We start from the raw sequence: 14,467 nt of genomic DNA on the forward strand, positions 1-14,467 counted from the left end.
GGATGGATGCCCGTTATGTCTCGAAGATCCACGGTCCGGCGGGAAGTGTCGACGGATCCCAGCGCGTCAACAGATCCGACGCGGTCACTGCCTCGCCCGGGCCGCACAGCTGCAGTGACTGCGCCAGCAGACTCAGCACATCCAGCGGGCCGAGGCCGAGGGCTGCCTGGTCGGCGAGGGTGACCGCACCGTCGCGCTTGGCCAACCGCGCCCCGTGGGCGTTCAGGGCCAGCGGAACATGAGCGTAGGTAGGGACAGGCACCCCGAGCAACGACGCGAGATATGCCTGACGAGGGGAGGACGTCAGCAGGTCGTCACCGCGTACGACTTGGTCGATGCCCTGCTCACCGTCGTCGACGACGACCGCAAGGTTGTAGGCGGGCACACCGTCGGCGCGTCTGAGGACGAGGTCGTCGACCTGGCCGTGGAACCGGCCGTGCACCTCGTCGTCGACGACAAAATCGGCTGCCTCGGCCCGAAGCCGCAGGGCCGGCGGGCGCGACTTCGACGACCGTTCCGCATCCGTCAGGTTCCGACAGGTACCCGGATAGGCGCCGTCCGGGGCGTGGGGAGCCGATGCGGCCTCGAGAATTTCCCGACGCGTGCAGAAGCATTCGTACGTCAGGCCGGCTCGCGTGAGTCGCGCGATGGCGTCGTCGTACAGGGTTGTTCGCTCCGACTGGCGGACGACCGGGCCGTCCCAGTCGATCCCGATTGCCCACAGGTCCGCCAACTGCAGGGCTTCCGCGCCTGCTCGAACGCGGTCGAGGTCCTCGATGCGCATCAGGAAGCGCCGACCGGTGGACCGTGCGAAAAGCCAGGCGAGAAGTGCCGTCCTCAGGTTCCCGAGATGCAGATCTCCCGACGGGCTCGGTGCGAATCGTCCGGCGCCTGTGCTCACGGGTCCACTCTCACGGGTCCACTCTCACGGGTCCACTGTAGATCCCTGTGCAGCCGACGAAGCCAGTCGGAACGTCAGCGCTTGCCGAGCAGAGCGTCCTGCTGCTCGGCGACGCAGGTTCGGATGGCATCGACGACGCGGGCGACTTCCGGGCGTCGGAGAGTCTCGGCGCGGGAGACGAGCCAGTAGTCGAGTCCGATGGACACGTCGCCGGGCAGTAGCCGGACCAGGTCGTTGTGGCGATCGGCCATGAAGCATGGGAGTAGTCCGATGCCCGCGGCGGCGCGGGTGGCCTCGACATGGACGAACACGTTGGTCGACGTCACCGATTCGCGCATCAGGGGCGCGAAGCCGGGTGCGATGTCGAGGTCGTCGACCTGCAGCATCGAATCGATGAAGTAGACGAGGGAGTGTGCGCGCAATTCGGCGACTGCCGTAGGTTCTCCGTGCTCGAGCAGGTAGTCCTTCGACGCGTACAGACCCAGGTGATAGTCGCTGAGCTTGATCGCCTCTGCGCGGTGAACCTGCGGTTCGCCGACGACGATTTCGACGTCCATGCCCGATCGCTGCTGCGACGCGCGCCGAGTCGTCGCGACGATTTCCACCGCGATCCCCGGGTGCCGACGCCTCACCTGGGCGACAGCGGGTGCGATGACGTAGGCGCTGAACCCGTCCGTCGCCGAGACGCGAACAACACCTTCGGCCTCGTCGCTCGGGCTGATCAGTGAGCGGACCGCAGCCTCGATGTTCTCGGCCGCAGCGAGGGCGTCCTTGCCGCGCGCCGTCAGCTCCCACCCGTTTCCCGACCTGGCCAGCACTCGGCCGCCGAGGCTTGCCTCCAACGCCGCGATCCGGCGCGAGATGGTGGTGTGATTGAGCCCGAGATCGTCGGCAGCGGTGTTGTACCTGCCGGTGCGCCCGACGGCGAGAAGAATGAGGAGGTCGTCGGCGCTGGGGACACGACCGTGATCGGGATGACCGGATGGCACATCTGCATTCTTGCAGAATGCTGGTGCGTTGTTGGCCATTGCGGGCCCACTGATCTGCATTGATACTCAGCGATACCAAGTATGTGTGTGGCTCGTCACAACCCGGGCTGCGCGTCATGCAGGATCACACGAGGAGATGCAATGAGCGTGGACGAACGCACACAATCGGGGGGTCCGGATCCGGACGCGACTCCGAGCGGCCTCAAGAAGGTCGTCGGAGCGTCGATGGCAGGCACGATCGTCGAGTGGTACGAGTTCTTCCTCTACGGAACCGCCGCCACCCTGGTGTTCTCGAAGATCTTCTTCGCAGCAGGAACCAGCGAGCTCGACGCCATCCTCGCCGCATTCGTCACCTATGCCGTCGGCTTCGTCGCACGGCCGCTCGGCGGCATCGTCTTCGGGCACTTCGGCGACAAGTACGGCCGAAAGAAGTTGCTGCAGTTCAGTCTTGTCCTCGTGGGCGGCGCAACGTTCCTGATGGGCTGCCTGCCGACGTTCAACCAGATCGGCTACTGGGCACCTGCGCTACTGGTCGCGCTGCGGTTCATTCAAGGCTTTGCTGTCGGCGGTGAGTGGGGCGGTGCGGTACTTCTCGTCGCGGAACACAGCCCGAACAGGAGCCGCGGATTCTGGGCCAGCTGGCCGCAGGCGGGTGTTCCCGCGGGAAACCTGCTCGCGACCGTCGTGCTGCTGGTTTTGACCACGACCCTGTCCGACGCTGCCTTCCTCAGCTGGGGTTGGCGCGTGGCGTTCTGGCTCTCCGCCGTCATCGTGTTCGTCGGCTACTACATCCGCACCAAGGTCACCGACGCCCCGATCTTCGTCGAGGCGCAGAAGCAGGCCGAGGTCATCAAGGCCGCGTCGTACGGTGTGTTCGAGGTTCTCAAGCGTTACCCGCGTGGAGTGTTCACCGCCATGGGCCTTCGTTTCGGTGAGAACGTCATGTACTACCTGGTGGTCACCTTCACGATCACGTACCTCAAGGTCGAGGTCGGCACGGACACGCAGACGATTCTGTGGTGGATGCTCGCCGCACACGCGGTGCACTTCTGTGTCATTCCGTTGGTGGGCAAGCTCGCCGACCGCGTCGGCCGTCGCCCGGTCTACATGTTCGGTGCCCTCTCCGCTGGTACGTGGGGATTCTTCGCGTTCCCGATGTTCAACAGCGGTCACAACGCCATCATCATGCTCGCCATCATCATCGGCCTGGTGTTCCACGCCTTCATGTATGCGACTCAGCCGGCGATCATGGCCGAGATGTTCCCGACGCGTATGCGCTACTCCGGTGTGTCACTCGGCTATCAGGTCACCTCGATCGTCGCCGGTTCGCTGGCTCCGATCATCGCGGTGTATCTGCTCGACAAGTTCGGCTCCTCGGTACCGATCGCCTGGTACCTGGCCGGTGCCTGCGTCGTCACCGTCATAGCCGTCGTGGCCGCTCGTGAGACGAAGGGGCTCGCGCTCGAAAGCATCGACATCGCCGACGCCAAGAATCTCGCGACCGAAGCGGAACTCGCCAAGGCAGGCCTGCTCGATCAGAACGCGAAGCGATGAGTGACCTGACCGGCCGCACGGCTCTGATCACCGGTGGGGCAAGCGGAATCGGCGCTGCGTGCGCCCGAACGCTTGCCGCAAGGGGAGCGGCGGTCACGATCGCCGACGTCGACGAGGTCGCCGCGAAGGAGTTGGCCGCCGAGTTGCACGGTGAGGCATGGTCGGTGGACCTGCTCGACACCGCAGGCTTGGAGAATCTGACGCTCGACGTCGACATCCTCGTCAACAACGCAGGCATCCAGACCGTCTCTCCGATAGTCGATTTCGACCCGGCGGCGTTTCGGCGTATTCAGACGTTGATGGTCGAGGCTCCGTTTCTGCTGATCCGGGCGGTGTTGCCTGCGATGTACTCCCGCGAGTTCGGCAGGATCGTCAACGTCTCGTCCGTGCACGGCCTGCGCGCTTCCGAGTTCAAGGTCGCCTACGTCACGGCCAAGCATGCTCTCGAGGGTCTGTCGAAGGTGACAGCCCTCGAAGGCGGCGCGCACGGCGTCACCAGCAACTGCGTCAACCCCGGGTATGTGCGTACCCCGCTCGTGGAGAAGCAGATCGCCGATCAGGCTGCAGCTCACGGCATCCCCGAGGACGAGGTGCTCGCGAAGGTCATGCTGACCGAGAGTGCTGTCAAGCGGCTCGTCGAGCCTTCCGAGGTCGCCTCCCTCGTCGGCTGGCTGACCTCGGCGGATGCGGCCATGGTCACCGGGGCGTCGTACACGATGGACGGCGGCTGGTCGGCTCGGTGAGCCCGTGCGCGCGCACTCACGTCCGGCGGAGACCGCCCGCATCCCTGCCGAGTTGCGCGAGCACCTTCGTCTGACGGTCCGCCGACTCGGGGACGTCGAGGGCGGGCCCGCAGACGCCGTCCATGCGGATGTTGTCTCCCAACTGCTCGATGAAGGCCTCGACGAAATCGAGGTCTTCATCGGCGATCGTGTCCGCGACACCGGCCGGGTGCGCGATGTCCCACGCGTGCACGATCAGATCCAAGCTGTAGAACGACCCGATCGACGACGCCAGGTCGGTGCGCCCGAAGTGGCCGTCGTACTCCAGGTTCGCCCGTGCCGGATCATCGAGGATGTCCTGCATCTGCTCGCGCGTGTGCGCCCATGCGCTCACCGGATCCTCGTCGACGGCAGGCCCGTCCGGGATGGACAGTCCCACGGGCGTCAGCGAGTTCTTCTCGGTCTCGATGATGTGCCGCACGACGTCGCGCACGGTCCACCCGTCGCACGTCGACGCGACGTCCCATTTGTCGCCGGGAACCGACTCGATTCGCTCGGTGAGGCGTGCGGCGAGTCGGCGATAGCGATCTGCTGTCGGTTCGGTGGAGGTCATGCCGTCGATTCTCCAACCTCTCGCACGCAGTGGATCGAAGAATCAGGAAATGAGCTACGGTCCACCGGGGCGGGTGATCCGAGCAGCGGGGGCGCAATGACGACGGGTACGAGGGCGGATGTGGCTGCCACCTGGCAAGTGCCTCGTCGGTGGTTCACCCCTCGTCGAGTGGTCCTCGTTGCCGCAGTGGCCGTTGTGGCGCAACTGACGGTCCGCGCATTCGTCCTCGCGTCGGGCAATTTCTACTGGGACGACCTGATTCTGATCGGCAGGGGAAGCGTCTACCCGCTGTTTTCCGGGGATCTGCTGCTGTACGACCACGACGGGCACTTCATGCCTGCCGCGTTCTTCGTCGCTGCGCTGACGACGAAAATCGCTCCGCTGCACTGGTTTCTACCGGCGTTGACCATTCTGGTGATGCAGGCTGCCGCGTCGTTGGCGGTGCTGCGGGTGTTGTTCAAGATTCTGGGCAGAACTCCGATGGTGCTGCTGCCCTTGGCCTTCTACCTGTTCTGTCCGCTCACCGTTCCCTCGTTCGCGTGGTGGGCCGCGGCATTGAACTCGCTGCCGTTGCAGTTCGGGCTTGCCTGGGTCGCGGGCGACGCGATCGAATCGGCACGGACGGGGCGTCGGCGCTACGCGGTCACGGGTGCGATCGTCACTGCTGCCTCGCTGCTGTTCTTCGAGAAGTCCGTTCTCGTACCGTTCTTCGCGTTCGGTGTCCTGCTGGTGATGTTCGGTGTCCGGCATGCGTGGAACCGTGCTGCGCCGTTGTGGATTTCGTGCATTTCGATCGTGGCCGTGTGGGGGATTGTCTTCGCCGTGGTCGGACAGGGGCGCTTCGCGTTTCACGGTTGGCGCACCAGCATCGAACTGGTGCACCACGGCCTGTCCTTCGGGCTGTTGCCGACGCTCCTCGGTGGGCCGTGGACCTGGGAGCGATGGCCGCCGTCAGGGCCGTGGGCCTCGCCGCCGACGGTGCTCGTGCTGGCGGCGTGGACGGCGCTCGCCGGTGTGGTGATCGTCTCGATACGACGCCGCCGCGGGGGAGCCGTCTGGGTCGGTGTCCTCGGCTACGTGGCAGCGTCATCGGTGGTGATGGTGTTGGCGCGCTCGGGCCCGGACACCGCGGACGAACTCGCGCAGACACTCAGACACGTTGCCGACAGTGCCGTCGTCATCACCGTCGGGTGGGCACTCGTCCTGCGACGCCGGACCGGGAACTATCCCGTGTGGGCAGCGGCGGTAGTGCTCTTCGTCGTCAGCAGTGTCATCTCGACCGTCGCATTCGTCGACAAGTGGCGCGACGACCCGGCACCGGCATTCCTCGCACAGGCACGGCAGTCTCTCGCGGACGGCCAGGGTGCCGCACTCCTCGACCAGCCGATCTCGTCGTGGATCCTGACTCCGATTGCGTACCCGAACAATTCGATCGCGCAGATCTTCGCTGCTGTGCCGGAGCGGCCGCAGTTCGCGGAGTCGACGCCAGACCTGCGCTACCTCGACGAATCGGGTCACCTGGTTCCGGCGGTGGTCGCTCCTGTCCGCGGCATCGAGCAGGGTCCCGAGTCCGGTTGCGGCTACCGCGTCGAACGTCGCACGCGCATTCCGCTCGACGGCCCACTGGCCGACTGGGCGTGGACGGTGCAGCTCAACTACTTCGCAACCGCGGACGGCGACATCCGACTCGAACTCGATACAGGCGATTCGGTGCCGGTGCCGGTGACGGAAGGTCTGCACACCGTGTACGTACGGCTCGTCGGATCCGGCGCAGCCGTGACCGTGACACCGGAGACGCCGGGAATGACGGTGTGCGTGGGCGCAGGCCCCGTGGGAACCGTCATGCTCGCTGATCTGAACTAGCCACAGCGACCCAGAGACCCCAGCGGCCCAGAGAACACAGCGGCCCAGAGAACCTACAGCGGCCCAGAGAACGAGGAAGCCCCTGTGAACAGTTCGGAAACCGTTCACAGGGGCTGTCCCTGGCGGAGGATAGGGGATTTGAACCCCTGAGGGCGTTAACCCAACCCGCGTTCCAGGCGAGCGCCATAGGCCACTAGGCGAATCCTCCGTGGGGAAGCATACAAGGTAGCCCCCTCGATCTCCCAAACGGGCCGGTCCGCCGGTCAGTTCACGCCGTCGGCGGGGCATGAATGACGCTTCCAAGCTATCTGTTCGTATGAATGGTCCATTCAAGCGATGGGGAGGGTACGGGCCGAACGATCGAAGGGGGCGCCGACGCACTACGACGGCGAGTGCGGTTACACTTTCCATGGATCCCGCGCGGCGCGCATCCTGTGAACTCCCCCAGGGCCGGAAGGCAGCAAGGGTCAACGGGCTCTGCCGGGTGCGCGGGGTCCCCTTTATTTCGAGGGACCAGACACCGAAAGGCCGCTCCACATGCCAGCGCAAACCCAAATGGGGTTGATGAGCCATGCGGAGCTCGTCTCCGAGCACGAGCGTCAGTCTGCGAACTACGAACAGCTGAAGTCCGAGAACCTCACGCTCGATCTCACTCGAGGTAAGCCGTCGCCCGAGCAGCTCGATCTCGCTGCAGGTCTGCTGACGCTACCGGGTGAGGACTTCCGGGACGGCAACGGAACCGACTGCAGAAACTACGGCGGGCTCGCGGGTCTCCCCGAGTTGCGGGCGATCTTCGGTGAGCTCCTCGGTATTCCGGTGAAGAACCTGGTTGCAGGCAACAATGCGAGTCTCGAGATCATGCAGGACCTCGTGGTGTGGGCGCTGTTGCACGGGCTGTCGGATTCACCGCGACCGTGGTCGGCCGAGCCGAACATCCGGTTCCTGTGCCCGGCCCCCGGTTACGACCGTCACTTCGCGATCACCGAGAGCTTCGGCATCGACATGATCCCGATTCCGATGCTTCCCGACGGTCCCGACATCGCCGAAATCACCAGGCTCGTCACGTCGGATCCGCAGATCAAGGGCATGTGGGCGGTGCCGAACTACGCAAATCCCACCGGCGCAGTGTACTCGGAGGAAATCACTCGCACGCTGGCGACGATGCCGACCGCTGCTCCCGACTTCCGTCTGTTCTGGGACAACGCATACGCGGTGCATCCGCTCGTGGAGGAATTCGCACCCGCATACGACGTGCTGGGCTGGGCTGCGGAGGCGGGTTACCCCAATCGTCCGTTCGTGTTCGCATCGACGTCGAAGATCACGTTCGCCGGCGCGGGCGTCAGCTTCTTCGGTGCCTCCGATGCCAACCTGGAGTGGTACCTGGCGCACCTCGGCAAGAAGAGCATCGGACCGGACAAGCTCAACCAGCTTCGGCACCTTCGCTTCTTCGGCGACGCCGACGGTGTGAAGGCACACATGGCCAAGCACCGGGACATTCTGGCGCCGAAGTTCGCGCTCGTTCGTCAGATACTCGACGACCGTCTCGGCGCATCCAAGATCGCATCGTGGACAGAGCCCAAGGGCGGGTACTTCATTTCGCTCGACGTACTCGAGGGCACGGCTGCACGGTCGATCGCGCTGGCGAAGGACGCCGGGATCGCGTTGACCGCCGCAGGCTCTGCGTTTCCGTACAAGAACGACCCGGAGGACCGCAACATTCGTCTCGCGCCGAGCTTTCCCTCGCTCGGTGAGCTCGACAAGTCGATGGACGGCGTTGCGACCTGTGTTCTGCTCGCCGCGACGGAAAAGCTGCTCGACCTCTGAATCGACTGCTCGTGTGAGTTCCGACCCGCATTACCGAAAGGCACGATCGTGCATCCGTGTGGATGCTCGATCGTGCCTTTCTCGTGTAACCAGTCGGTCGCGAGAAATCAGTGCCCGACGACGACGGCACCTTCCGGAGCCTCGGGGAGCAGGCCCGGCCGCATGAGGAAGGCCGACATCACTGCGCCGAGAGCGAAGATGCCAGTTGCCCACCAGAATGTGGTTGTGTAACTGGAGATTTCGGCGCTCGCCTGTAGTGCCGCCGCGTTGGTCGCGGTGGCGATGTTGTCGGTCACGTACGACGCGGCTGCGCTTGCTGCGACCGTACTGAGCAGGGCGGTGCCGATGGATCCGCCGACCTGCTGCATGGTGTTGACCGTCGCCGAGGCGACACCGGAATCATCGGGATTTACACCCGAGATCGCACCCTGCATGGCGGGAGCCATGGTGGCGCCGAGGCCGAGTCCCATCACGATGAGTCCGGGCATGATGTGCATCGCATAGGTGCTGTCCAACGAGATCTGGGTGAGCAGACCCATGCCGATGGCAGCGACGGTCATGCCGACGGTCATCAGTGTTCGAGGTCCGAAGCGGGGCAGGATGACTGCCGTGGACACGGTCGCAGTGAGGATCAGTGCCGCGATCATCGGCATGAAGGCGAAGCCGGTGGTGATCGGGGTGTATCCGAGCGTGCTCTGCAGGTAGTAGGTCAGGAACAGGAACACCGCGAACATGCCTGCACCGGTGATGAACACTGCGAGGAACGATCCTGCGCGAGTGCGATCGAGGATGATGCGCAACGGCAGAAGTGGGTGTGCGACGCGCTGCTGCAGTGCAGCGAACACGCCGAGCAGTGCGACACCGATGATGAGGAATGCGAGGGTGACGGTGTTGCCCCAGCCGTCGGACTCGGCGTGTGCGAATCCGTAGACGATGGCGAACAGTGCTGCCGAGACGGTGATGGTGCCGGGGATGTCGAGCTTCGGTCGGGTGGTCACCGTGTGCCTGGCGAGCAGTACGAAGCCGGCAACGAACGCGATACCTGCGAAGACGAGGTTGACGTAGAGCGCCCAGCGCCAGGTTGCCCACTCGGTGAGAACGCCGCCGAGCAGCAGGCCGAGTGCTCCGCCACCGCCGGCGATGGCGCCGAAGATGCCGAAGGCCTTGGCGCGTTCCTTCGGATCGGTGAAGGTCGTGGCGAGAAGCGAGAGGGCGGCGGGTGCGAGGAGGGCACCGAATACGCCCTGGCCTGCGCGAGCAGCGACGAGCATCCCGAAGTTGACGGCTGCGCCGCCGACCGCGGACATCACGGCGAAGCCGACGAGCCCGACGAGGAAGGTGTTACGGCGTCCGAACAGATCGCTCAGGCGTCCACCGAGCAGCAGAAGGCTGCCGAATGCGAGCGCGTAGGCGGTGACGATCCACGACCGGTTGCTGTTGTCGAACCCGAGATCGAGCTGAGCGGCAGGCAGGGCAATGTTCACGATGGTGGCGTCGAGCACCACCATGAGCTGGGCGAGACCCAGCGTGGCCAGGATCAGCCACCGATTCCGATGCGACTTGGCTTCGGTGCTTTCTTCCGTTGCCAGTCCTGACGACGATTCGACGTCGTCCGAAGACAATGCGGTCATGGGATTTCCTTCGATCGACTATCCGGAGGTGTACCCTCCGGTTATTGGACAAAGGTAGCAGCTAAGTGGAGGACTGTCCTCCACTTATCGGGTGAAACGGACAAAAGAATGAGTGTGAGAGCTGACACAGCGGCGCCGAAGCCGCTGCGCGCCGACGCCGAGCGGAACCGTCGACGCATCGTGGACGCAGCTCGTGAGCTGTTCGCATCCCGCGGAATCGACATCACACTCGACGATGTCGCGGCGCACGCCAAGGTCGGTGTCGGCACGGTCTACCGGCGATTTTCGTGCAAGGAAGAACTGATCGACGGCGTGTTCGAGCAGCGACTCGAAGACATGCTGATCACGGCGCAGGACGCTTTGAAGGTCGATGACGCGTGGGACGGACTGGTGCTGTTCCTGGAAGGGCTGTGCGAGTCGATCTCGGCGGACCGCGGGCTGAACGACGTCGTCATGGGCACCGATGAGGGCTGCAGCGGCATTGCGCGTGTCCGTGAAAGGCTCGACCCGTACATCGAGAAGATCGTTGCGCGGGCCCGTGACGCGGGAAAACTCAGACCGGACGTGGAGCTCAACGACTTCTTCCCCATCGTGGGAATGGTCGGGGCGGCGTCGGACTTCACGTGTTCCGTCGAGCCGTCCAACTGGCGGCGATACTTCACGATCCTTCTGGACGGGCTTCGTGCGGAGTCGCGAGGCGACAGCGTGTTACCGGGCCGTGCGTTCACCTCCGGCGAGATCGAGACGGCGAAGACTGCGATGCACCGGCGCCGTCGCTGATATGTGACCGAACATCAACAGTCTCGGGGTTTTCGACCGTGCTCACCCGACCGTCCTGTGATGTCTCACAGCCGCATCGGTCAGGCGCACCTGTGCGCTACCGCTCTGTGTCCTGCATCACGTATGGTCTCGTCTCGAGCGTTATTACCGCCCAGTAGAGAAGCGACGGTAAGAACCGAAGAGCGGGAACCGAAGAGTGGGAACTACGGGGGGTTTGTTCGATGCGAGTGTCACGAATGTTCGGAACGGTGATCGGCGCCGCGATCGTGGCTGCGACGGTGGTCACTCCACTCGCCTCTGCCCAGCCGTCGGCAGGCTCGTCGACGGGTTCGACCGGTGAATCGGACTTCTACCTCCCGCCGAACCCGCTTCCGGCCGGATCGCCCGGCGATGTGCTGCGTACCGAGCCGTCGCCCTTGGCCCTCTCGGTGCCGGGCATCGGTGGAACCTTACCGGGGAACGCCACGCGAATCATGTACCGCAGCACCGACTCCAACGATCAGCCGAATGCCGTGACCGGCACCTACATCGATCCGGCGGCCGAGTGGACCGGGCCAGGGCCGCGTCCACTCGTCGTCCTCGCGCCGGGCACGCAGGGTCAGGGTGATCAGTGCGCGCCGTCGAGGATGCTGAACCGCGTCATCACCTATACGCCGCCACTCGGATTCATGGTCGAGTACGAGGTACTGGCTGCGTATTCTCTTCTGTCGCAAGGCTACGGAGTGGTCATCACCGACTACGACGGACTCGGCACCCCGGGCGCGCATACCTACGTCAACCGGGCAGCAGAGGCGCACGCGGTACTCGATGCAGTGCGCGCAGCACAGCAGCTGCCGGGTACCAAGATCTCGGGCGATGGCCCTGTGGCCGCGTACGGTTACTCGCAGGGCGGCGGTGCCGCAGCCGCAGCGGCCGAGCTGGCCGAGGAGTATGCACCCGAGCTCGATCTCGTCGGCACGTACGCAGGTGCACCGCCTGCCGATCTGAAGCAGACTCTGGAGCAGGTCGATGGAACGATCCTCACCGGCGTCATCGGATACACCCTGAACGGCCTGTTGAAATCGGACCCCGATCTGCAGCTCATCGTCGACGAGAACATCAACGACGCCGGTAAGGCGATGCTCGGCCAAGTGGCGAATCAGTGTGTGGGAGAGACGATTCTGACCGTCGGATTGCACCGCACCCAGGAATACACCAAGACCGGTGAGCCGATGTCGGTGGTCCTCGATCGGATCCCGAGGGCGCAGGAGATTCTGGCGCAGAACAAGATCGGGGAGCGCACCCCGAACGCGCCGGTGTTGAGTCAGTCCGGAACCTCCGACGACATCGTGCCGCACGGCCAGGCAGTGCAGCTGGCGGGCGCGTGGTGCGGCAGGGGCGCGACGGTGCAGCTCAGTAGCGCGCAGGTTCCCGCTATCGTTCCCGGATCCGGTGCAGGACACCTGATTCCGGACATTCTGGGCCTCGGCGAAGCGCAGAACTGGATCAAGGATCGATTCTACGGAGTGCCCGCGCCGTCCAACTGCTGATCGATGTACGGTCCCCGCCGGTGTATCGCCGTCAGCGGGGACCGTACATGATCACGGCGACACCGAGCAGGCACAGCAGAGCGCCTGCCACGTCCCATCGGTCGGGCCGGAAACCGTCGGCGATCATCGCCCACGCCAGCGAACCGGCCACGAAGACGCCTCCGTACGCGGCGAGGATCCGCCCGAAATTCGCGTCGGGCTGCAGGGTTGCGACAAAACCGTAGGCGCCGAGCGCCACAACACCAGCGCCGACCCAGATCCATCCACGATGCTCGCGCACTCCCTGCCAGATCAGCCATGCACCGCCGATTTCGAAGAGCGCGGCCACACCGAACAGCAGAATCGACTTGATGACCGTCACGGGAGCACACGATCCCACATTTCGGTCGGAGTGTAGAAAGATTCAGTTGCGGGTAAAGCCCAACCGGGTCAGGCCCAGGTTTCCAGGCCCTGGTTTCCAGGCACGGGATCCATGCACGACGGTGAGGGGCAGTTCATGGGGTTTTCGGAGTTGCGGCACGTGGCGGTTCGCTGTGCGTGAAAACTACAACAATCAGCTCGACGCCCTGTCGGCCGATCTGGCTGAAATATGCCAGCTGGCCGAGGATGCGATGGCGTCGGGCACCAGGGCATTGCTCGACGCCGATCTCGGGCTCGCCGAGTCGACGATCAGCAGCCGGGAGCAGATCGACTCGCTGGCCGCCGAATGGGAGCACAAGGCGTTCTCGGTGCTCGCCTTGCAGTCGCCGGTGGCGCTCGACCTGCGCATCATGGTCAGCGGGATCCACATCGTGGCCGACCTGCAGCGCATGGGCGGATTGGCCATTCACATAGCCGAACTCGCGCGCAGACGGCACCCGGCCCACGTCATTCCCGTCGAGGTCGAATGCGTGTTCGCCGAGATGGGCCGCGTTGCGGTCGAGCAGGCCGACGCGACACGCAGGGTACTTCTCACTCGTGATGCCGAACTGGCGAGCGAGCTCCGCACCAAGGACGAGGCCATGGACGAGCTGCACCGCAGCTTGTTCACGCTCACGTCGTCGAGCGACTGGCCGCACGGCGTACCGACTGCCGTGGACATCACTCTGCTCGGCCGGTTCTACGAGCGGTTCTCCGATCACACCGTCGAGGTCGCCAAGCGCGTGATCTTTCTCGTCACCGGCGAATTTCGCACCGATGACGCGTGAGCCGAACGTGCGCACGGACTGCACGATCGACCGACTGATGGCAGGATCACCCCAATGAAACGTGACGTCTCGGCCTACCTCGACGTCGATGTCACCGAGGCCAGCACACTCGAATTCCAGATCGCTGTTGCGCCGCACCCCGGTGCCGATGTCTGGGAAGCGCTGTCGTTCACTCTCGACGGCCAACCCGTCGAGGCGCAGGAGATCAGCGGTGCGCACGGCACCCGGATCCACAAGCTGCATGCGGGAGTCGGAAAGCTGGAGGTCTCGTACTCGGCGACCATCTACGGCAACACCGAGCCCGCACCGGTATCCGATTACGACCTCTCGCTGTACCTGCGCCCCAGTCGGTACGCCGAGGCGGACAAGTTCTTCGGTTTCGCCGCAACCGAATTCGGCTCGTATGCACCGTCGGAGAAGCTGTTGGCCGAGGTCTCGTCCTGGGTCGGTGCTCGGCTCAGTTACGTTCCCGGTAGCAGTGATCCCATCGACGGTGCGGTCGACACACTCCTGGCCGGAGCCGGTGTCTGCCGCGACTACACGCACCTCGTCGTGGCATTGCTGCGCGCGGTCAACGTACCGGCCCGACTGGTCGCGGTGTACGCGCCCGGGTGCGACCCGATGGACTTCCATGCTGTCGCCGAGGCCTTCGTCGAAGGTCAGTGGCGAGTCGTCGACGCCACCTGTCTTGCGCCGAGGTCCACGCTGGTTCGAATCGCGACGGGCAGGGACGCCGCAGACACTGCATTCCTGGACAACCACGGCGGATCCATCACCTTGAACAACGCCGTCGTCGGTGCTGTGGTCGACGGACCTCTGCCGTTCGACGACATCACGCAGCTGGTGTCCATCACCTGACCCCGCGTGACAAGAT

General features: G+C 64.7%; 13 protein-coding genes, 1 tRNA gene and 1 other RNA gene. 9 read left to right on the forward strand and 6 right to left on the reverse strand.

What is annotated here, in order from left to right:
* Positions 1-13: 13 nt before the first annotated feature.
* Positions 14-901, reverse strand: a complete 888-nt coding sequence (gene gluQRS, locus RY1_RS07015) for a tRNA glutamyl-Q(34) synthetase GluQRS (RefSeq protein WP_072802830.1) — start codon at positions 899-901, stop codon at positions 14-16.
* A 74-nt stretch (positions 902-975) separates the two neighbouring features.
* Complete coding sequence (locus tag RY1_RS07020; RefSeq protein WP_072802831.1) at positions 976-1,950, reverse strand: LysR family transcriptional regulator; 975 nt, start codon at positions 1,948-1,950, stop codon at positions 976-978.
* An 81-nt stretch (positions 1,951-2,031) separates the two neighbouring features.
* Between RY1_RS07020 and RY1_RS07025 the strand changes: the two genes are divergently transcribed.
* Positions 2,032-3,444: an MFS transporter gene (locus RY1_RS07025; RefSeq protein WP_072802832.1), complete on the forward strand. Its 1,413-nt coding sequence runs from the start codon at positions 2,032-2,034 to the stop codon at positions 3,442-3,444.
* Positions 3,441-4,187 carry a 3-hydroxybutyrate dehydrogenase gene (locus RY1_RS07030; RefSeq protein WP_072802833.1) on the forward strand — a complete coding sequence of 249 codons (747 nt, stop codon included), beginning with the start codon at positions 3,441-3,443 and terminating at the stop codon, positions 4,185-4,187. Before RY1_RS07025 ends, RY1_RS07030 begins: the two co-directional genes overlap by 4 nt.
* A 16-nt stretch (positions 4,188-4,203) precedes the next feature.
* Here RY1_RS07030 and RY1_RS07035 read toward each other — a convergent pair whose 3' ends face one another.
* Complete coding sequence (locus RY1_RS07035; RefSeq protein ID WP_072802834.1) at positions 4,204-4,779, reverse strand: TIGR03086 family metal-binding protein; 576 nt, start codon at positions 4,777-4,779, stop codon at positions 4,204-4,206.
* Between the two features lie 96 nt (positions 4,780-4,875).
* Here RY1_RS07035 and RY1_RS07040 point away from each other — a divergent pair, with 96 nt between their 5' ends.
* Complete coding sequence (locus tag RY1_RS07040; RefSeq protein WP_072802835.1) at positions 4,876-6,642, forward strand: hypothetical protein; 1,767 nt, start codon at positions 4,876-4,878, stop codon at positions 6,640-6,642.
* A 120-nt stretch (positions 6,643-6,762) separates the two neighbouring features.
* On the opposite strand, the gene RY1_RS07045 is transcribed toward RY1_RS07040, so the two are convergent.
* A tRNA-Ser gene (locus RY1_RS07045) sits at positions 6,763-6,850 on the reverse strand.
* A 200-nt stretch (positions 6,851-7,050) separates the two neighbouring features.
* Here RY1_RS07045 and ffs point away from each other — a divergent pair.
* An RNA gene (ffs, locus tag RY1_RS07050) (signal recognition particle sRNA small type) lies at positions 7,051-7,145 on the forward strand.
* 34 nt (positions 7,146-7,179) lie between these two features.
* Positions 7,180-8,466, forward strand: a complete 1,287-nt coding sequence (locus tag RY1_RS07055) for an aspartate aminotransferase type Ic (RefSeq protein WP_072802836.1) — start codon at positions 7,180-7,182, stop codon at positions 8,464-8,466.
* A gap of 107 nt (positions 8,467-8,573) precedes the next feature.
* Here RY1_RS07055 and RY1_RS07060 read toward each other — a convergent pair whose 3' ends face one another.
* Positions 8,574-10,097: an MFS transporter gene (locus RY1_RS07060; protein WP_072802837.1), complete on the reverse strand. Its 1,524-nt coding sequence runs from the start codon at positions 10,095-10,097 to the stop codon at positions 8,574-8,576.
* Positions 10,098-10,205: 108 nt separating this feature from the next.
* On the opposite strand from RY1_RS07060, the gene RY1_RS07065 reads away from it, so the two are divergent.
* Positions 10,206-10,877, forward strand: coding sequence for a TetR/AcrR family transcriptional regulator (locus RY1_RS07065; RefSeq protein WP_072802838.1), 672 nt, complete (start codon positions 10,206-10,208; stop codon positions 10,875-10,877).
* A 221-nt stretch (positions 10,878-11,098) separates the two neighbouring features.
* Entirely contained in the window at positions 11,099-12,406 is a 1,308-nt protein-coding gene (locus RY1_RS07070; protein ID WP_245819528.1) for a lipase family protein, read from the forward strand.
* Positions 12,407-12,437: 31 nt separating this feature from the next.
* On the opposite strand, the gene RY1_RS07075 is transcribed toward RY1_RS07070, so the two are convergent.
* On the reverse strand, positions 12,438-12,767 hold the full coding sequence (locus RY1_RS07075; RefSeq protein WP_072802839.1) for a YnfA family protein: 330 nt from the start codon (positions 12,765-12,767) through the stop codon (positions 12,438-12,440).
* Positions 12,768-12,939: 172 nt separating this feature from the next.
* Between RY1_RS07075 and phoU the strand changes: the two genes are divergently transcribed.
* On the forward strand, positions 12,940-13,593 hold the full coding sequence (phoU, locus tag RY1_RS07080) for a phosphate signaling complex protein PhoU (RefSeq protein WP_072802840.1): 654 nt from the start codon (positions 12,940-12,942) through the stop codon (positions 13,591-13,593).
* 54 nt (positions 13,594-13,647) lie between these two features.
* Positions 13,648-14,451 carry a transglutaminase-like domain-containing protein gene (locus RY1_RS07085; protein WP_072802841.1) on the forward strand — a complete coding sequence of 268 codons (804 nt, stop codon included), beginning with the start codon at positions 13,648-13,650 and terminating at the stop codon, positions 14,449-14,451.
* Positions 14,452-14,467 lie beyond the last annotated feature (16 nt).

The organism is Rhodococcus yunnanensis NBRC 103083 (assembly GCF_001895005.1).
GTDB lineage: Bacteria > Actinomycetota > Actinomycetes > Mycobacteriales > Mycobacteriaceae > Rhodococcoides > Rhodococcoides yunnanense.

Bases quoted from the DNA above. Each gene is read 5' to 3' on its own strand.
- RY1_RS07020 (WP_072802831.1), bottom strand. From the start codon at position 1,950: ATGCAGATCAGTGGGCCCGCAATGGCCAACAACGCACCAGCATTCTGC.
- RY1_RS07025 (WP_072802832.1), top strand. From the start codon at position 2,032: ATGAGCGTGGACGAACGCACACAATCGGGGGGTCCGGATCCGGACGCG.
- RY1_RS07030 (WP_072802833.1), top strand. From the start codon at position 3,441: ATGAGTGACCTGACCGGCCGCACGGCTCTGATCACCGGTGGGGCAAGC.
- RY1_RS07035 (WP_072802834.1), bottom strand. From the start codon at position 4,779: ATGACCTCCACCGAACCGACAGCAGATCGCTATCGCCGACTCGCCGCA.
- RY1_RS07040 (WP_072802835.1), top strand. From the start codon at position 4,876: ATGACGACGGGTACGAGGGCGGATGTGGCTGCCACCTGGCAAGTGCCT.
- RY1_RS07055 (WP_072802836.1), top strand. From the start codon at position 7,180: ATGCCAGCGCAAACCCAAATGGGGTTGATGAGCCATGCGGAGCTCGTC.
- RY1_RS07060 (WP_072802837.1), bottom strand. From the start codon at position 10,097: ATGACCGCATTGTCTTCGGACGACGTCGAATCGTCGTCAGGACTGGCA.
- RY1_RS07065 (WP_072802838.1), top strand. From the start codon at position 10,206: ATGAGTGTGAGAGCTGACACAGCGGCGCCGAAGCCGCTGCGCGCCGAC.
- RY1_RS07070 (WP_245819528.1), top strand. From the start codon at position 11,099: ATGCGAGTGTCACGAATGTTCGGAACGGTGATCGGCGCCGCGATCGTG.
- RY1_RS07085 (WP_072802841.1), top strand. From the start codon at position 13,648: ATGAAACGTGACGTCTCGGCCTACCTCGACGTCGATGTCACCGAGGCC.